This is a genomic window from Palleronia marisminoris, assembly GCF_900172315.1.
GTDB classification, from domain to species: Bacteria; Pseudomonadota; Alphaproteobacteria; order Rhodobacterales; family Rhodobacteraceae; genus Palleronia; species Palleronia marisminoris.
The window spans coordinates 1-18,445 of the sequence record NZ_FWFV01000017.1 but is presented as its reverse complement, the minus strand read 5'-3'; the positions used below and the strand labels follow the sequence as shown (position 1 = coordinate 18,445).

14 protein-coding genes and 2 pseudogenes are annotated in these 18,445 nt (G+C 66.4%); 7 read left to right on the top strand and 9 right to left on the bottom strand.

Annotated features, from left to right (window positions below; translation table 11 throughout):
* The first annotated feature begins 110 nt into the window (after positions 1 to 110).
* The gene (locus PAM7066_RS17515) at positions 111 to 2,255 is read left to right on the top strand and encodes a GumC family protein (protein ID WP_085855515.1); all 2,145 of its coding nucleotides are present in this window, start codon (positions 111 to 113) and stop codon (positions 2,253 to 2,255) included.
* A gap of 158 nt (positions 2,256 to 2,413) precedes the next feature.
* Positions 2,414 to 3,166 carry a WecB/TagA/CpsF family glycosyltransferase gene (locus PAM7066_RS17510; RefSeq protein WP_085855514.1) on the top strand — a complete coding sequence of 251 codons (753 nt, stop codon included), beginning with the start codon at positions 2,414 to 2,416 and terminating at the stop codon, positions 3,164 to 3,166.
* 9 nt (positions 3,167 to 3,175) lie between these two features.
* Here PAM7066_RS17510 and PAM7066_RS17505 read toward each other — a convergent pair whose 3' ends face one another.
* The 6 genes from PAM7066_RS17505 to PAM7066_RS17480 all read right to left on the bottom strand — a co-directional run bounded on the left by PAM7066_RS17505 (position 3,176) and on the right by PAM7066_RS17480 (position 11,142).
* A complete protein-coding gene (locus PAM7066_RS17505; protein WP_085855513.1) occupies positions 3,176 to 4,039 on the bottom strand; it encodes a sulfotransferase family protein in 864 nt (287 codons plus the stop codon).
* 96 nt (positions 4,040 to 4,135) lie between these two features.
* Complete coding sequence (locus tag PAM7066_RS17500; RefSeq protein ID WP_175484721.1) at positions 4,136 to 5,083, bottom strand: glycosyltransferase family 2 protein; 948 nt, start codon at positions 5,081 to 5,083, stop codon at positions 4,136 to 4,138.
* A 132-nt stretch (positions 5,084 to 5,215) separates the two neighbouring features.
* Positions 5,216 to 6,541: a lipopolysaccharide biosynthesis protein gene (locus PAM7066_RS17495; RefSeq protein ID WP_085855511.1), complete on the bottom strand. Its 1,326-nt coding sequence runs from the start codon at positions 6,539 to 6,541 to the stop codon at positions 5,216 to 5,218.
* Between the two features lie 171 nt (positions 6,542 to 6,712).
* Positions 6,713 to 7,408 carry a sugar transferase gene (locus tag PAM7066_RS17490; RefSeq protein ID WP_085855510.1) on the bottom strand — a complete coding sequence of 232 codons (696 nt, stop codon included), beginning with the start codon at positions 7,406 to 7,408 and terminating at the stop codon, positions 6,713 to 6,715.
* A gap of 603 nt (positions 7,409 to 8,011) precedes the next feature.
* Positions 8,012 to 9,589 (bottom strand): hypothetical protein, encoded by a 1,578-nt coding sequence (locus PAM7066_RS17485; RefSeq protein ID WP_085855509.1) that lies wholly within the window; start codon positions 9,587 to 9,589, stop codon positions 8,012 to 8,014.
* Positions 9,590 to 9,822: 233 nt separating this feature from the next.
* The gene (locus tag PAM7066_RS17480; RefSeq protein WP_085855508.1) at positions 9,823 to 11,142 is read right to left on the bottom strand and encodes a UDP-glucose dehydrogenase family protein; all 1,320 of its coding nucleotides are present in this window, start codon (positions 11,140 to 11,142) and stop codon (positions 9,823 to 9,825) included.
* Positions 11,143 to 11,365: 223 nt separating this feature from the next.
* On the opposite strand from PAM7066_RS17480, the gene PAM7066_RS17475 reads away from it, so the two are divergent.
* The gene (locus PAM7066_RS17475) at positions 11,366 to 13,072 is read left to right on the top strand and encodes a bifunctional sulfate adenylyltransferase/adenylylsulfate kinase (RefSeq protein ID WP_085855507.1); all 1,707 of its coding nucleotides are present in this window, start codon (positions 11,366 to 11,368) and stop codon (positions 13,070 to 13,072) included.
* A 68-nt stretch (positions 13,073 to 13,140) separates the two neighbouring features.
* On the opposite strand, the gene PAM7066_RS17470 is transcribed toward PAM7066_RS17475, so the two are convergent.
* Positions 13,141 to 13,878 carry a metallophosphoesterase family protein gene (locus PAM7066_RS17470; protein ID WP_085855506.1) on the bottom strand — a complete coding sequence of 246 codons (738 nt, stop codon included), beginning with the start codon at positions 13,876 to 13,878 and terminating at the stop codon, positions 13,141 to 13,143.
* A gap of 226 nt (positions 13,879 to 14,104) precedes the next feature.
* Here PAM7066_RS17470 and PAM7066_RS17465 point away from each other — a divergent pair, with 226 nt between their 5' ends.
* From PAM7066_RS17465 to PAM7066_RS17450, 4 genes are all read left to right on the top strand, one after another.
* A complete protein-coding gene (locus tag PAM7066_RS17465) occupies positions 14,105 to 15,121 on the top strand; it encodes an SDR family NAD(P)-dependent oxidoreductase (RefSeq protein WP_085855505.1) in 1,017 nt (338 codons plus the stop codon).
* A 98-nt stretch (positions 15,122 to 15,219) separates the two neighbouring features.
* On the top strand, positions 15,220 to 15,732 hold the full coding sequence (locus PAM7066_RS17460; RefSeq protein WP_139215049.1) for a hypothetical protein: 513 nt from the start codon (positions 15,220 to 15,222) through the stop codon (positions 15,730 to 15,732).
* 63 nt (positions 15,733 to 15,795) lie between these two features.
* A complete protein-coding gene (locus tag PAM7066_RS17455; RefSeq protein ID WP_085855503.1) occupies positions 15,796 to 16,041 on the top strand; it encodes a type II toxin-antitoxin system Phd/YefM family antitoxin in 246 nt (81 codons plus the stop codon).
* Positions 16,028 to 16,444 carry a type II toxin-antitoxin system VapC family toxin gene (locus PAM7066_RS17450; RefSeq protein ID WP_306456090.1) on the top strand — a complete coding sequence of 139 codons (417 nt, stop codon included), beginning with the start codon at positions 16,028 to 16,030 and terminating at the stop codon, positions 16,442 to 16,444. Before PAM7066_RS17455 ends, PAM7066_RS17450 begins: the two co-directional genes overlap by 14 nt.
* 39 nt (positions 16,445 to 16,483) lie before the next feature.
* Here the strand turns inward: PAM7066_RS17450 and PAM7066_RS17445 are convergent.
* A pseudogene (locus PAM7066_RS17445) lies at positions 16,484 to 17,917 on the bottom strand (mannose-1-phosphate guanylyltransferase/mannose-6-phosphate isomerase); the annotation flags it as partial.
* Positions 17,918 to 17,977: 60 nt separating this feature from the next.
* Positions 17,978 to 18,445 (bottom strand): annotated as a pseudogene (locus PAM7066_RS17440) (phosphomannomutase); the annotation flags it as partial.

Below are 18,445 nucleotides of genomic sequence, written 5' to 3'. Positions count from 1 at the left end.
ATTGATATCCTGTTATTTCCAGCGTCGCGGCTGTGGCTTTCCGCCTCGCCTCTATTGAAGTAGAAGAAAATACCATCAGAACGTCGGATGGTCAGGACACACGGGCGAACATGCTTCAAGACAACCGGCGCCAGGCGTCATCCTCCTCCGCCGTCGGCAACGACGACACGATCGATCTGGTCGGACTCGTCGGCGCGATATGGCGTGGAAAGTTCACCATCTTGCTCTTCGTGCTCAGCGCGATGCTGTTGGGTGGCGTTTACGCGTTCGTGGTTGCCACGCCGACATATCGTGCGACGACCTCGCTGGCGCTCGAGGTGGAAGGGGGCTCGATCCTGAACATCGATGCGATCATCCCCGGGATGTCTTCCGATGATCAGACGCTGAACACCGAGATCGAGGTTCTGCAGTCGCGCGGCATTCTCAAGCAACTCGTCGCACGGCTCGACCTGACTGCCGATCCCGAGTTCAACACGGCCCTGCTTCCCCCGCCGATCATTTCCCTGGACCAGATTGCCGGCGGCATCGTCGATACGGTGCTGGGTCCCGAGGACGTAGTCCTCGATCCCGGTTACGATCCGGAAGCGACCGCGCTCAACGATACGATCAGTGCTCTTCGCGACGCGATCTACGCCGAGATCCACCCCGAAACCTACGTGATCAACATCTGGGTGACGACGGAATCCGCGGCGAAATCCCAGGAAATCGCCAATACGCTTGCCGAAATCTACATCGCCGACCAGATCGACCAGGAGTTCGCGGCCACCGAAACCGCCGTTACCTGGCTGAGCGAGCGGGTCGCGGAGCTCGAGATGGAGTTGCTCGAGCGAGAGAACGCCATGAAGTCGATGCGCACCGAAATCGACCTCATCAGCATCGAGGGACTGGAAGCCCTCAACCGGCAATTCATCGACGCACGCGAGCGCGCCGAGGCCGCGGCGGCCGATGTGGCCCTGACCGAAGCCCGGCAGGAACAGATCGCCGAGCTGCGCGCCGCTGGCAACTACGAGCAATTGGCGGAGATACTTGACGATCCCACCCTTTCGAACCTGGTCGAGGGGGACGCGGACAGTGAGGCGATCGAGGCGCGCCTCGATGTGCTTGCCGCCCGCGTCGATGCGAACCTGACCCGCCAGCTCCAGCAGCTCCAGACGCTGCAGGATTCGGTTGCGCGCCTGGAAGGCGAGGTGGAGGCTCAATCCGAGGACCTGGTACGGCTTCAACAGATCGAGCGCGAAGTGCAGGCGACGCGTACGCTCTACGAGACCTTTCTTACCCGCCTCAAGGAAGCCACCGTGCAGCGCGGCCTGGCGCAGGCCGACAGCCGCGTGCTGTCGGAGGCGATTCCGGGGCAGTACATCTCGCCGAAGAAGCCGCTGATCCTGGCGCTGTCGCTCATCCTGGGGGCGGGACTCGGGATCACGGTCGTGCTGGTGCGGCAGTTCCTGAACCGTGGCTTCCGCAGCGCCGAAGAGCTGGAGAACGAGACCGCGCTGCCGATTTTCGGGCAAATCCCGATCATGCCGTTCAAGCGCCGCGACCAACTCATTTCCTATCTCAACGACAAGCCGAGCTCGGCTGCGGTGGAAGCGATCCGCAATCTCAGGACGTCGCTTCTGCTGTCCACGTCGGATGCTCCTCCGCAGATCATCATGTCCACCTCGTCACTGCCGGCCGAGGGCAAGACGACCATGGCAATTTCGCTGGCCCATAACCTTGGCGGGCTGAACAAGAAGGTTCTTCTTATCGAGGGGGATGTCCGTCGGCGGACCCTGAATAGTTATTTCAAGGGACAGGTCAAAGTCAAAGGCGGGCTCATTTCGGCAATGCGCGCGGAATCGATGGACGGGATCTCGAATTTCCTGGTCCGGGATCCGCGAATGGACGTGGATATCCTGCTGGGAGAGAAATCCCCGCAGAACGCCGCCGACCTGTTCTCGTCGGATCGGTTCGAGGACTTCCTCTCGGAACTGAGGAAGCATTACGATCACGTCGTGATCGACACGCCGCCAGTTCTGGTCGTCCCGGACGCGAGGGTCATCGGTCAGCACGCGGACACGATCGTCTTCAACGTGGCCTGGAACCGGACCAGCCGGGTTCAGGTGAAAGAGGCGCTGCGGCTCCTGCGGACCGCCAATCTGAGCGCCGACGGCATGGTCCTGGGCCAGATCGATCCCGCCGGCATGAAGCGCTACGGCTACGGGGGCAAATACGGCAGCTACGCAGGCTACGATAGCGGGTATTACGATACCTGATTTCGAAAGGCGGCCAGCGAGGCGGAATGGAGCCTGAAACATGGTGAAAGCGCTGGATCTTGCCGTCTTTCCTTGTACTTCTTGTTCCGACGCGGCTTGAAACCCGACCGTACCGCCAGGGTGCTGGCGCCGCACGTTGCTGAAAAGGCTGCCTTTCGATGGAGGAACGCTCGGCACTTGTCGAAATGATCCAGCGGATATGTGTCGTGCCCGGTCGACAGGAGCTTGAGGCGCTGATCGCGGACCTCGCTCAGCCGGACCGGACCCGCGTCATAGCTTTCGTGAACGCGCATGCCGTAAACTTGGCCTGGCACCGTGCCGAGATCGCCGAGACTTTCCGGGTGGCGGACGTGCTCTTGCGCGACGGCAAAGGCATGGACTTCCTGATGCGCCGGGCGGGCGTTCCCTCGGGGATGAACATGAACGGCACCGATCTGATCCCCCAGATTCTGCGGCGGGCCAAGGGCAGCCCGGTCGCGATCTACGGCACCGCAGATCCGTGGCTGTCGACCGCGAAGGAGACCCTCGAGAGAGAAGGGCACGACATCGTCGACCATCGCGACGGGTTCTGCGCGGACGCGGACTATGTCGCCCTGGCCAAGGACAGCCCGGCCCGGATCATCGTCCTGGCCATGGGCATGCCCAAGCAGGAACGGGTCGCCGCGATGATCCGCGAGGTCCGCGCCGATCGTCCATGTACGATCATCTGCGGCGGCGCCATCGTCGACTTCATCGCCGGCCGCCATCCCCGGGCGCCTCTTTGGATGCGCGAGCGTGGCCTGGAATGGGCCTTCCGCCTGGGCCGCGAGCCGCGGCGCCTGTTCTCCCGCTACGTGATCGGCAATGTGCAGTTCCTGCTGCGCGCCCAGCAGCTCGCCCCGCGTCTGGTCCGGAAAACCGGGACCTCCTGACGCGCGGCCCTAGCCGGCGTTCTCCCACTCGGCGAAATCCTCGGGCGAAAGGCGAGCGCGGATCCGCGCCTCGATCTCCTCGCGGGGGGCGCCCAGTTCGACCGGGGTAGGGGTGTGCGTCACCAGCCCCCTGAGGACCCGAAGGGCGGAATAGGGGATGCGCGGCTCGATATGGGTCTGGAAGACCGGCCAGGCCCTGAGACGGCGGGCCCAAGGCGACCAGGACCGCCGCGAGTCCGCGGTGTTGCGTGCCTCGATCTGGGCCAGTGTCGGCAGCTTGTCGGGATCGGCGCCCACGAACTCGACCACGCGGCGCACATAGCCGTCGCGATCCTTGGCCATGTTCTCGAATTTCAGGCACAGGATATTCTCGGCCGGAAACAGCTCGCGATAGGGCGCGAGCTGCATCGAATAGCGACTGACATCCACGATCGACGGCTCTGCCTCCAGGGCTTCCGACAGGGTGGGAATTCCGCATTCTCCATGCTGGAAGATGTGCCCGTAATGGCTGATCGCCCGCGCCACGGGATCGCGCATCACGTAGATCAGCTTTACCTTGTCGCCCAAAGTGGCGTGGATATGCGGCGCCGCGTTCGGCAGCTTGTGCATCTTGGTGTAGTGGGTCGAGCTTTCGCCGGCGACCTGGTCGGCGCGCACATGCGAGAACAGCGCCAGGTAGTCGCGTCGGCGCGCGGCCAGAAGCGGCAGCCGCTCGGGGCCGCCGAAATCCGGTCCGACGAAATAGCCCGGCTCCTTCCAGCTCGACGTGACGATATCGGGGTGCCGGTCGAGATCCTCGTGCAGGGTCGTGGTGCCGGCTTTCATGGCACCGATGATGAGGAAATCGGGAAGGCGCTGTGTCTGGTCGGTCACTGGATGGTCCTCCGGCCGCACCGCTCCCTGAAACGGAAGTGGGCAGGCGAGATTGCAGGAGATGGCTGAGAGCAGCGCCCGTGGGGGGCGGAAGCCCTACTTGCCGTGGATGATCTTGTAATCGTCGATGCGCCGCTGCGCCAACCCGCCCGAGATGTAGCCGAAGGTCCGCCACAGGCGCAGCTTGGCGTTGAACCGGGTCTTGGCCGAGGGCGACAGGGCCGCGAACGGATAGGTGACGATGGCCCCGGTGCCGAGCACGAACAGCCGCGGCAGGGTGCGATGGCGCCCGCTCCGCCGCAGGGCGCGCCACGAGGTGTTCGCGCCGCGCCGGAAGTTGCGCCGCATCACCCAGGCCCGGGTCGAGCGCGTTTCGGGGACGAGTTCGGTGACTTCGGCATCGTCGGACCACGCGAATTTGCCGCCGGCAGCCTTGACCCGGTAGAAGAAGTCGGCATCGCCCCCGCCGGTCACCGAGAAGATCGGATTGAAGGGCGGGCGCCCGGACAGCTCGAACACGTCGCGCCGCAAGAGCACGTTGGCGGTCGAATGAACGACCGCGATCTCGCCCGTGGGGTACGAGAGCCGCTGGAAATCCTCGCACTCCTTGACCACGGGATCGGCGTTTTCGTCGGCAAAGACGGACACGACCGGACCCCCGCTGATATGGGCGCCGGTCTTCAGCGACACATCCACGAGCGCCCGCAGCCAGCCCGGAGAGGGCCATTCATCGTCATCGATCATCGCGATGTAGTCGCAATCGCCCTCGTCGATGGTGCGGGCGATCAGCGCGTTGCGCGCCTGCGAGATCCCGCGTTCGTCGGAGACCACGCATTCCAGGGGCAGGGCGTAACCCGCGGCGATCCGTTCGTTCACCAGGGTTTCGCCGGCCCGGCCTTCGGCGTCGTTCTCGCAGACGACGACGCGCACGTCGACGTTGTCGGGGATCTCGAGCTTCTCGACAGCGTCGAGAAGGCGTCCCAGACCTTCGGGGCGGCGGAAGGTCGGCATGGTAACGGCAATGGACAGCGGTTTGGAGCTCACGGCGCTACTTTCCTCTCGAAACGGATCGTCCTGAAGGCCGGTGCGACCTTCCGTAGGGGCATTTTCCGGCACATATACGGTTTTCGTCTCTTGTGTCATATCCTGATCCGCCCGGATGGTTCCGGCCGGATGTCAGTCCTTCTTCGCCGTCTTCCGGTTGCGTCGCTTGCGTAGGACGTCGCGCAGGACGGCACCCGCGTTGCGGATGTCATCCGGGGCCATGATGCGGATGCCAAGCCGGGCCTTGCAGAGCCTGACCGACAGCACGTTCCACAGGATGATCGCCAACGCGGTGCCGAGGGCGGCGCCGGTCAATCCGCCAAGCATGGCACCGCCGGCGGTCATCAGGGGGTTCAGCAATCCGCTGATGACCGTGATCCGCAGAAGCGGCCGCTCTTGCCCGGCCAGGTTCAGCAGGTTCGCATTGGACCCGCAGGCCGCGCTTACCAGCTGGCCGATGGCCAGCAGAAGAAGCGCGGCATAGGCCGAGGTATAGCTGGAATCGAACAGCGTCAGGATCCACGGCCCGAACAGAACGAACAGCGCGAACATGCCGAGCGACGCGACCGTGGCCAGAAGCGCCATGGCGAAGGCGAGGCTCTGGACTTCGTCCTTGCGGCCGGCGTGCCAATCGGCGGCCAGAAGGGGGCTCGAGACCTGGTTGGTGCTGAGCAGCGTCAGCGACATGAGGTTGCCCAGTCTCTGGGCTGCGAAGAAGGCGCCGGCCTCGACCGGACCCAGCACCAGGGCGACGACCACGGTCGATGCCTGCTGCAGGAAATGCCGCGAGATGGCACCTGCATAAAGCCCCCATTGGGCATAGCGCATCGCCTCGATCTCTTCGCGGGGCGGCAACGTGCGGTTGGTCCAGATCGTCGGCGGCAGGGTCACGAGGCGCACGAGCTGCGCCAGCGTGGCGACGGCCAGGACCGCGGTGGTCAGCCACAGGCCGCCCAAGCCCGACAGGCTGTCCATGAAGAAGGCGATGACGATCACGCCGCCGCGCCAGATCAGGTCGCGCGGGACCATCGACCAGGACAGCAGGCCGCGCGCCCGCAGGGCGAAGCACAGATACTGGGAATAGGCGAGGGCGACAGAGAAGGCCGCCGTCGCGATGACGAGGGGGACGTTTGCAAAGGGGCCTGCCCCGATCATCGCGGCGACCAGGCCAAGCGCGAAGATCAGCGCAGAACCCAACGTGACCAGGAGAAGCCCGCGCCGCAGGACGAAATTCGCGACATCGGTCCCGTAGCGTTCCGCCAGGGTCGGCCAGAAGCGCACAGCCGAGACGGGCTGGCCCAGGGTGCCTATGGCCCAGGCGATGTTGGCGATCGAGTAGCCCACGGAATAGAGGCCGAACTCGACCGGGGTCATGCGGCGCGCGAGGACCACCAGGACAAGGAAGGCCAGCCCGACGCCACCGAACTTGTAGAGCGCGGCCAGCCCGGCCTGCAGCATCCTGGTCGAACGCGATCGAGGGGAACTCACGTCGCTGCGCCCCGGGTGGAGCGCAGGAGGCCCGGCATCGTTTCCGAAGTTGGTATCGTCATCGGGCCGTTCGCTATCTGTCAGGGCTTGTGCCGGGCCCTGCGGGACGCCGTGCGGAAGGTCGTGCGGAGCGTGCCCGGATCAGCAGCCGGTTCCGCCGGCAACGGCGCGGACCGTGCCGACCATGATCTTCAGGTCGTGGGGCAGGGAGGTCTCGCGCAGGTAGATGTCGTCGAACCGGGCGCGGTCGGCGAAGCTGGAATTGTTGCGGTCCGAGATCTGCCAGGATCCGGTGATGCCCGGCTTCAGGGCATAGTAGCTGCGACCGGGATACAGCTTTTCCTGGCCGACCATCATCGGGCGCGGACCGACGACGCTCATGTCGCCGACGAGCACGTTCCAGAACTGCGGCAGTTCATCCACCGAGGTCTTGCGCAGGATCCGGCCGGTGCGGGTGATGCGGGGATCGTTGCGCAGCTTCTGGTAGCGCGTCCATTCCTCGCGGGCCTCGGAGTTGGCCTCGAGATACTCGGCCAGCTTGCGATCCGCATCGGCGACCATGGTGCGGATCTTCCACATCTTGAAGACCCGGCCGTTCCGGCCGACGCGCTTCTGCGCATAGAAGGGCGAATGACCGTCGAGCGCGACGAGGGCGCAGGCGACCAGGACGATCGGCAACGCCGTGAGGCCGAACAGAAGAGCGAAACCCTTGTCCATCAGAGTCTTGCCGGCGTTCCGGTAGAGACCGCCTTCGGGCGCGATGATGTCACTTTCGCCTGTATCTTCAGTGCGCGACGGGTTCGAGGCGAACCCCTCCGCGAAAACATAATCAGACATGCAAATTCCTTGGTCGGTGCAGTGCTGTGGTCGCTAAACTTCGATCCCAACGGTGCCCGAGATAATAGAGTTTAACATTAACTCAAACTTAATCGTCTTGCTGCCCTGCGGCAAGGCGGCTCCGGCCCGAAACCTGATGAATTTTTGTCCATTTTTGTTGCGGTTGCATGACGTTTCGGCGTCGTGCCGTCGCTGCGTCACCATGTCGTTACAAGACGGACGTTCGGCCAAGGTCGGGCCCGGCCTGTCCAGGCGGTGGACGATGTGTGTGGGAACAAGGACGTGGAGCGAGCTTCAAGAAGATGAAGCAAAAACAGTCTGGTGCAGGATTCGGAAATGCGCCGGGCAAATGTGTCGCCTGCCCTCGGGACGGATTTCGCCTCGCCCTTCCGCATCCGCCGTGGCAACCCCACCGATTCTACATATTGCGTCGGTCCTCGGGTATACCCCCAAGAACCCACGACATGTAGGCGCCTGTTTTTTGCTCATAGGGTACTGCCCAAAGCGACCGTGCCGCGGGTCGGTTTTCCGCTCCGGTGCCGCACTGCAGCACGCCCGATATGCGCAAGAATCCGCCGGGATCCACATCAGGCGGACTAGCCTTCAGAAGGCGCGGAACGGGGTCTGCCAGATGAAGGACGCTCCGATCTGCGTCTCGCCGGCCAGCATCGAGCCGACGCCAGTGCGTCCCGCGGCGTTCGTGGCATAGACGTCGATGGCCGTCAGCGTCTCGGGGAAGGTATGGCGCAGCCCCACGGCCCAGATGCCGTCGCGGTCGTCGCTGACGACGCTTGCCTCGGCCACGGCGTGCAGCCGGTCCGAGATCTCGTATTCGGCGCCCAGTCCGAAGGCATAGATCTCGTCGCCCGTAAAAGCGGCGGCCTTGGGGTTGGCCGTCAGTTCGAGCCGCGGCGCGACCTCCTTGGCAAGGGCGGCTTCTCCGAAGAGCACACCCAGCGTCGGCTCTTCGATGTCTCGGCCCAGGATCACCCGGGCCCCCAGACTTGCGAAGTCGCCCTCGGCCTCGGACAGCGCCTGGTAGCGTGCGCCGAAGCCGTAGCGGATGTCCTCGGTCTCTTCGGTGCGGAAGTCGGTATCCTCGTCCAGGGCGTAATCCTCGAGGAACATCTCGATCTGGAAATCGGGATCGGGCGAGATGGCGGCGACGAGGCGGCTGTTGCCGCTGGTCCCGGCCGAGAGGTTCAGGCGCAGCTCGTTCGAGCCGATCGTCTCGGGGCCCATCAGCGTCACGCCGTCGCCGAAGACGATGGCGCGGTCGACAGCGGCCACGTCCGTCTCGCCGTAGCGGGGGATGTTGAACCGCTTGCCCGAGGGCACGTAGGTCAGCGCCGCGCCGAACACGAGCTCGTCCCGGGCGGGGAAATAGGTCAGGTCGTCCAGGACCGGCGTATCGGCCAGCCCGTTGGTGACGTAGCCCGTCGCGGCCACTTGCGGGGTCAGCGCGTAGCGGGCGCCGGCGGTGTAGATGACGTTGTCGTCGCCTTCCGGGCCGTCGTCGTCCTCGCGCAGGATCGCCTTGGCGCTGCCGAAGACGGTGACGCGGTCGGTGGGCTGCCAGCCGGCGCCGAGCGCGACGAAGCTGCGCGCACCGGGGGCGGGCAGATCCTGGGCTTCGTCGGGGAAGGTGGTCAGGCCGATCTCGCCGTTGAGGAACAGGGTCGGCGACAGCCGGTAGGTGGCGGGCAGCGACAGCGTGGCGGCGACGAGATCTTCCTTCTCGGTCCCGTCGAAGCCGTATTTCAGATAGGTGACGCCGGCCTCGACCGCGACCGCGCTGCGGGCGGTCTCGTAGAGGCTGTATTTCCCGTCGATCCCGAGCGAGCCCAGGGTGAAGTTCTGCTCGTTGCCCTCGAAAGGCTCGCTCAGCGGGTCGTCGAAGGCCGCCGCGCTGATGCCGATCTGATAGGGCCAGTACCCGCGGAAGCTGACCGCACCGTCATAGAGCTGGACGCCGGTGCCGACCTCGTCGTCGCCCAGGGCCTGGCGCGTGCCGATCCGTGCCTCGTTGGTGGCTTCGGGCTGCAGATAGCCCGTGGACATGCCCGGCAGGTCCGTCGGGATCAGCGCGAAGGGTTCGGCCGGGGGCTCGGCCCGTCCCGGCCCGGACAGGAGCGCGACGAACGCGGTTCCGGCAAGAAGCGTGCAACGGGCGTGGGTCATGTCGGATATCTCATGGCGGGGGCGGTCGGGTCGAGCAATAGGCCATAGCAGGGCAGGGGAGAAGGCCCGCCGCCCCTTCGCGTTTCAGGTGATGCGGGGATGAGACGCAAAGCGCTCATCCCCGAGCGCTTCCATGTGCGTGAACCGGCGGGCCGGGCAAGGCCGCGGCGCTCGTGTCCGCGGATCCCGCCTTGGCGGAGGCCCTCTTTCGAGGGCCTCGGGCGCATGCCGTGTCAGGCGCCGAAGCCGTTGCGGCCGATGCCCACATAGGCCTCGAAGCCCGCCGCGCTGACGTCTTCGGGGTCGTAGACGTTGCGCAGGTCGGCCATGGCGGCGCGGCGCATGGTCCTGGACATCACCTCGAGGTCCACGGCGCGGAACTCGTTCCACTCGGTCAGGATGACCAGCAGGTCGGCGTCCTTCGCGGCCTCGTAGGGATCGGCGATCCAGGACACGCCGGGCAGCAGGCGCTCGCCCTCGCGCTTGCCCTGGGGGTCGCAGACGCGGACCTCGGCGCCGCCGCCGACCAGCGCGGGCACGATCGTCAGGGCCGGGGCGTCGCGCATGTCGTCGGTGTTGGGCTTGAAGGTCACGCCCAGCACGGCCACCCGCTTGCCGTTGAAATCGTCGCCGCAGAGGTCCTTCAGCTTGCCGATCATGCGGCGCTTGATGTCCTCGTTGACGTCGATGACCGTCTCGGTGATCCGCATCGGCGAGGCGTATTCCTGGCCGATCCGCGCGAGCGCCTTGGTATCCTTGGGAAAGCACGAGCCGCCGTAGCCGGGGCCGGCATGCAGGAACTTGGGCCCGATCCGCCCGTCGAGGCCCATCCCGCGGCTGACCTGCTTCACGTCGGCGCCGACCTTCTCGCAGAGCGCCGCGACCTCGTTGATGAAGGTGATCTTGATCGCGAGGAAGGCGTTGGCGGCGTACTTGATCATCTCGGCCGATTCGAGGTCGGTCGTCACGATCGGGAAGTCGCGCAGGTAGAGCGGGCGGTAGATGTCGGACATGACCTTGGCCGCGCGCTCGGATTCGACGCCGACGACGACGCGGTCGGGCTTCATGAAGTCGTCGATCGCGGCGCCCTCGCGCAGGAATTCGGGGTTCGAGGCGACGTCGAAGTCGAGGTCGGGGTTGGCGGCGCGCACGGTCTCGGCGACCTTGCGGTTGGTGCCGACGGGAACGGTGGACTTGGTGACGATGACCACGCCGTTCGGGGCGAGCTTGGCGACTTCCTCGGCGGCGGCCATGACATAGGTCAGATCCGCATGCCCGTCACCGCGCCGGGTCGGGGTGCCGACGGCGATGAAGACGGCGTCGACGCCCTGCAGCGCCTTGCCCAGATCGGTGGTGAAGGTCAGGCGGCCGGCCTCGACATTGCGCTCCATCAGTCGGTCGAGCCCGGGCTCGTAGATCGGCACCTCGCCTTGTTCCAGCCGGGCGATCTTGCCGGCGTCCTTGTCGACGCAGACGACCTCGTGCCCGAAATCCGAGAAGCAGACACCGGAGACGAGGCCGACATAGCCCGTGCCGATCATGGCGATTTTCATGGGGGAATCTTTCTATGGAATGCGGTTGCCCCGGTTTTCGGGGAGAGACGGGCGGGTGTCAATTTCCGCGCTGCGGAAAGAGCCGGTTCGCATGGCGCGCAGGAGTTTCTTGCCTTGCGGTGGGTGCCACGCCGCATTGCGGAAAACCGTCATCGACAATCGGGATCGCTTCGCCTAGGCCTTGCGCAACCCCAAACCGACATTGCCGAGAACCGAATTCGCCATGCAAACACCCAATTTCGCCCCCGTCCCCGAGCTTTATGTTTCCTACGACAGCGCGCAGAAGCTGAAGGTCGAGGCGGGCGAGCTGGTCAGCCATGACCTCACCCCCCGCCAGATCTGCGACCTGGAGCTTCTGATGAACGGCGGCTTTTCGCCGCTCAAGGGGTTCCTCGGCCAGGCCGATTACGACGGCGTCGTCGAGAACATGCGCCTCGCCGACGGCACGCTCTGGCCGATGCCGATCACGCTCGACGTGTCGGAGGCCTTCGCGGAAGGGATCGAGGAAGGGCAGGACATCGCCCTGCGCGACCAGGAGGGCGTGATCCTGGCGACCATGACGGTCACCGACAAGTGGACCCCGAACAAGAGCCTCGAGGCCGAGAAGGTCTTCGGCGCCGATGACGACGCCCACCCGTCGGTCAACTACCTGCACAACCAGGCCGGCAAGATCTACCTGGGCGGCCCCGTCACCGGCATCCAGCAGCCCGTCCACTACGATTTCCGCGCCCGCCGCAACACGCCGAACGAGCTGCGCGCCTATTTCCGCAAGATGGGCTGGCGCCGGGTCGTGGCCTTCCAGACGCGCAACCCGCTGCACCGCGCCCACCAGGAGCTGACCTTCCGTGCCGCCAAGGACACGCAGGCCAACCTTCTGATCCACCCGGTCGTGGGCATGACCAAGCCCGGCGACGTGGACCACTTCACCCGCGTGCGCTGCTACGAGGCGGTGCTCGACAAGTACCCGGCCGCGACCACCCACATGAGCCTTCTGCCGCTGGCGATGCGCATGGCCGGCCCCCGCGAGGCGGTCTGGCACGGGCTGATCCGCAAGAATTTCGGCGTGACCCACTTCATCGTCGGCCGCGACCATGCCGGCCCGGGCAAGAACTCGGCCGGGGACGACTTCTACGGCCCCTACGACGCGCAGGAGCTGTTCAAGGAGCACGCCGACGAGATGGGCATCGAGATGGTGCCCTTCAAACACATGGTCTACGTGCAGGAGCGCGCGCAATACGAGCCCGCCGACGAGATCGAAGAGGGCGTGACCGTCCTCAACATCTCGGGCACCGAGCTGCGCCGCCGCCTGCAGGAAGGCCTCGAGATCCCCGACTGGTTCTCGTTCCCCGAGGTGGTGAAGGAGCTGCGCAAGACCCGCCCGCCGCGGTCCAAGCAGGGCTTCACGGTGTTCTTCACGGGCTTCTCGGGTTCCGGCAAGTCGACCATCGCCAACGCGCTGATGGTCAAGCTGATGGAGATGGGCGGCCGCCCGGTGACGCTTCTGGACGGCGACATCGTGCGCAAGAACCTGTCGTCCGAGCTCGGCTTCTCGAAGGAGCATCGCGATCTCAACATCCGCCGCATCGGCTATGTCGCGTCCGAGATCACCAAGAACGGCGGCATCGCCATCTGCGCCCCGATCGCGCCCTACGGCACCACCCGCCGCGCGGTCCGCGAAGAGATCGAGGCCATGGGCGCCTTCTGCGAGGTCCACGTCGCGACCCCGATCGAGGAATGCGAGGCCCGCGACCGCAAGGGGCTCTACAAGCTGGCGCGCGAAGGCAAGATCAAGGAGTTCACGGGCATCTCGGACCCCTATGACGAGCCGAAGAACCCCGAGGTTCGCCTCGACACGACCAACACCGACGTGGACCACTGCGCCCACCAGGTGCTGCTGAAGCTCGAGAGCATGGGCCTCATCGCGGGCTGATCCCCGCGCAGGTGAACGAAGAAGGGGCGCTCCGGTCGGAGCGCCCTTTTTTTGTCCGCGGGGCGGCCTCAGACGGTCAGGAAGCGGATCTCTTCGCCCGGGTGGACCGCCGCGGCGGTAAGCCGGCCCGAGTGATAGGCGCCGGTGTCGCAGGCCACGCGGCGGCCCGTGACGTTGCCCTCCTCGACCACGTTGTGGCCGTGGATCACCCACAGCCCGTCGGGGCGGGTGTATCTGGAGAAAAGCGGATGCCCCCACAACATGTCGCGGCCCTGCTGCGCCTCGGGGGGGATTGCGGGGTCCATGGCGGCATGGACGCACACCACATCGCCCGACCGCCACCACAGGGGCAGGGCGCGCAGCCAGTCCTCCAGCCCCTCGGGGAGCGCGGCGCGCAGCCGTTCGGCCGCGCTGACAAGCTGGTCGGGGCGCGCGCGCTCGATCACGCCGCTGACGCGGAAGCTCGCCAGGGTCTGCAGCCCGCCATAGCGCAGGAAGCGGGGGCCGCGCTCTTCGGGGCGATCAAGGAAATCGAGGAGCATCTTCTCGTGGTTGCCCATCAGGCAGACGACCTTGTCGGGCAGGTTGCGCGCGATCTGGTAGAGCGACAGAAGCACGCCGCGGCTGTCCTCGCCCCGGTCCACGTAGTCGCCCAGAAGGACGAGCGTGGTGTTGTCCCGCCCGCGTGCCGTCATGTCGGTCTCGATCGCTTCGAGCATCCGGTCGAGATGATCCAGGCAGCCATGCAGGTCGCCGATCGCGTAGAAGGGGGTCTCGGGGCGGGGAAACGCGGTATCTGCGGTCACTGGTGCGCCTTCTCGTTACGACGGTCCGTCCGATGCCGGAGGGAGGGAGGGAAGGGACTCTAAAAAGAGGGTTTCCGGAAGGGAAGGCAAGGCGAACGGGCAGGCGGATTCCCCAATTGGCCGACCTGGTTCGCATCATGCGCCGGGTGGTCCCCCCGAAAGCAGGTTCCTTTTCGTGCGGCTCTGGGGGATCAGGGACCGGACGCAGCAGAGGGGATCAGGAAACGTGACGCGCAAGGTTCTCATCACCGGCACGGCCGGCTTCATCGGCTTCCACCTCGCAAAACTGCTCCTGGCCGAGGGGTTCCGCGTTCACGGGCTTGACGGGATGACCGATTACTACGACGTCCGCCTGAAGCAGCGCCGCCACCAGATCCTGCTGCAGAGCGAAGGGTTCTCGGCCACGGAAGGGATGCTGGAAGACGACGCGCTGGTCCAGCAGGTGGCCGACGAGTTCGCCCCGGACGTGATCGTCCACCTCGCCGCGCAGGCGGGCGTGCGGTACTCGCTGGAAAACCCGCGCGCCTATATCGAGGCCAACGTGGTCGGCACCTTCAACGTGATGGAGGCCGCCCGCCGCCACGCGGTCGACCACCTGCTGATGGCCTCGACCAGCTCGGTCTACGGCGCGAACGTGGACATGCCCTTCGTCGAGACCCGGAAGGCCGACACCCCCCTGACCATCTACGCCGCCACCAAGAAGGCCAACGAGGCCATGGGGCACTCCTACGCCCACCTGTGGAACCTGCCGACGACCATGTTCCGTTTCTTCACGGTCTACGGGCCCTGGGGGCGGCCGGACATGGCGCTGTTCAAGTTCGTCGAGGCGATCCTGCAGGGCCGGCCCATCGACATCTACAACCATGGCGAGATGCATCGCGACTTCACCTATGTGGACGACCTTGTCCGCGGCATCCGCCTTCTGATCGACGCCGCCCCCGTCCGCCCCGAGCCCGGCCCCGAGCTCCCCGAATGGGACAGCCTGTCGCCCGCCGCCCCCTGGCGGGTGGTGAATATCGGCAACTCGGACACCGTGCGCTTGCTGGATTTCGTCGAGGCGATCGAGGACAGCCTCGGGATGAAGGCCGAGCGCAACTACATGGACATGCAGAAGGGCGACGTCCCCGCCACCTGGGCCGACGCGACGCTTCTGCACGAGTTGACCGGCTATCGGCCCAAGACGGATGTGCGCGAGGGGATCGCCCGTTTCGTCGAATGGTACAGGGATTATTACGGAAAATAGGCCCAGTTCAGCCTTCGTTCACGCCTCTGAGGTAGCTGTTCCCCCAGGGATGCGCCGTGCCTGTCATTCGGTGCCGCGCCTTGGTCTGGGGTACATTCATGTCTTTCACTCGGGGGCGCTGCCTTGCGCTCGTTCTATTGCTGTGCCTGCCGGGTGCGGCCATCGCGGATGTCTACGGGTTGGTTCACCTGCGTTCGGTCCATCCGGAGGAAAGCAACCTGACGGATCACACCCCGGGGTTCGGGATCGGGATGGCCCGCGACCTCGACCAGCGGGGCACCGAATGGTTCGTCGAAGGGGCGTTCTTCTCCAATAGCTACGACGAGCCGAGCCCGCTCGTGATGGCCGGGCTGTCGACCCCGCTCGCCACGATCGGCCCGGTGGAAGTGCGCGTCGGCGGGGCGATCGGGGTGGGACGGTACAAGAAGCTCTGCGACAAGCTGATGAAGAGGTATGAGTCCATGCCCGATACGCAATCGATCCTGCCGGTCGTGTCCGCCAGTCTCGGTCTCCGCGTCGGAAAGACCGACCTGCGCCTTTCCGCCATCCCCCATTCCAAGATGCCCGAAAGACGGCCGATCCTGAATATCAGCCTCAGCCGCCGGTTCTGAAACGATTGATCGGGACGCGCGCCATGCCTATCTAGCTAGGTAGCTGGACAGGAACGCAATCCCATGCTGAGCCTTCAGGACGCCAAGAACCGCTTCAGCGCCGTGGTCGAGGCGGCGCTGTCGGGCCGGCCGCAGCGCGTGTCGCGCCGGGGCAAGCCTGCGGTGGTCGTGATCTCGGCCAGCGAATACGACCGGCTCGTCGCGGCGGCGGGGGGGACGCGCGAAAGCTTCGCCGATCACCTCATGGCCTTCCCCGAGGGCGCCTTGCAGGGCCGCGCGCAGATCCGCCCCCGCGATGTCGATTTCTGAGATGTATCTCATCGACACGAACGTGATCTCGGCCGCCCGCCGCCCCGAGCGTGCGCCCCGTGTCGCGGCCTGGCTGGCGGATCGCCCCGAAGACGCGCTTTACCTCAGCGCCGTCACCATCGGCGAGATCGCCCGCGGCATCCGCCTGCAAGAGGGCAGGAACCCCGATTTCGCCGCGGATCTCTCAGCCTGGCTTGCCCGCACCACGGGCGTCTTCGCCGACCGCATCCTGCCATTCACGGCCGAGGATGCCGCGATCTGGGGGCGCCTCTCGGCCGATCTGGGCCATGCCGGCGCCGACCTGATGATCGCCGCGCAAGCCCTGGCGCGCGGCTGGACGGTCGTCACCGGCAACGTTAGCGATTTCGCTCCGACGGGCGTGACGGTCGAGGATCCCTTCTAGGCGAGGCACCGCGACCCGGTCCCGTTTTGCATCGCTGTCGCGGGCATAGAGATCGGCGTAGCGGATGATGTCGTCCTCGCCCAGGTAGCTGCCGGTCTGCACCTCGATCAGCACCATGGGCAGGCGGCCGGGATTCTCCAGCCGGTGGATGGCGCCGAGGGGCACGTGGACGCTCTCGTTCTCGGACAGGAGGCGGGTCGCGTCGTCCACCGTCACCCGCGCCGTGCCTGCGACCACCACCCAATGCTCGGACCGGTGGACATGGCTTTGCAGGGACAGCGCGGCGCCGGGATGGACGGTGATCCGCTTCACCCGGAAGCGGGGGCCGGCGACCAGCGTCTCGAACCAGCCCCAGGGGCGGTGCTCCTTGGGGAATTCGGTCGCCTGGGGCACGGCGCGGGCCTTCAGCACGGCGACGGCCCGCTTCACGTCCTGCGCGCGAGACATGTCGGCCACCAGCACCGCGTCGGGCGTGGCCACGGCCATGATGTTCTTGAGGCCGATCCCGACCACCTCGATCCCCTCGCCCTCGGCCCGCAGCAGTGTGTCGCGGCAGTCGATGGCGGTGGCGTGGTCGCTCGTCACCACGCCGTCGGCGTCCGGGGCGCTTTCGCGCCAGACCGCGTCCCAGCCCCCGAGGTCGGACCACCCGCCCGAGAACGGTACGACCGACAGGTTGGCGGCCTTCTCCATCACCGCGTAGTCGATCGAGATATCCTCGAGCGTGGACCACGGCCCGGGTGCCAGGCGCAGGAATCCCAGGTCGGGCCACGCGGCATCCAGCGCCTGCCGCACGGGGTCCATCAATCCGGGCGCATGCGCCTCGACCGCCGTCACCATGTCGGCCGCGCGGAACAGGAAGAGGCCTGCATTCCACAGGTAGTTCCCGGCCTCCAGCATCTCGGCGGCCCGCGCCTGGTCCGGCTTTTCGACGAAGCGCGACAGCGCCACCGGGGCGCCGTCCTGCGGGGGGGCGGACAGCTCCAGGTAGCCATAGGCGGTTTCGGGATGGGTGGGGGCGATGCCGAAGGTCACCATGTCGCCCGCCCGGACGGGGCCGAGCCCGCGGGCGACGGCGGCGCGGAAGGCATCGGGGTCGGGCATCACGTGGTCCGAGGGCGCGACCAGCAGGATCGCCTCGGGATCGTCCTGCAGCGCATGAAGCGCCGCGGCCAGCACGGCGGGGGCGGTGTTCTTCCCCTCGGGTTCGATCAGCACGGCACCGGGGTCGATGCCGGCCTGGCCAAGCTGTTCGGTCACGATGAAGCGGAAATCGGCGTTGGTCAGCACCATGGGCGGGGCGAACGCGACCGTCGCGTCGCCCCCGGACATGCGCGCGGCCGAGGCCTGGAACAGCGTCTCGTCCCCCATCAGCGGCACGAACTGCTTGGGGTAGCTCTGGCGCGACAGGGGCCAGAGCCGCGTGCCGGAGCCGCCGCAGAGGATGACGGGGGTGATGCGCGTGGGGGCCATGGAGACATCCATGGAAGGTCTGTCTTAACACGGCCCTAACCAAGCTGGGCAGGCGAAGGGTCAGAGCATCCGCGCCGCCACCCGGTCGCGATAGGTGGCGACGAGGGCCTCGGCCGCGTCCGGATCGGCAGCCTGGGCATAGATGCGGAATTCGGGCGCGTTGCCCGAGGCGCGCAGATGCACCACCCGCCCGTCCGTCAGGCTGACCCGCAGCCCGTCGGTGCGGTCGATGCCCACGATCTCGCCCGTGTCGGCGAAGAAGGCGTCGGGGTCGAGCCGGGCCAGGAAATCCGCCGCGCGGTCCCGGTCGATCCCCTGCACCCGGTCGGCGGCGGTGTGGCAGGCGGGCAGGGCGGCCACGAGGTCGGCGAGGGTCCGGCCCTCGGCCCGCGCGGCGGCGAGCGGGGCCACGATCGGCAGAAGGCCGTCGCGGGTCATCAGCGGCGCGAGGCCCTGCGCCTCGAACCCCAGCAGGAACCCGCCATTCGCCTCGAACCCCACGACCTTCGCCTGCGCGTCTGCGGCAAG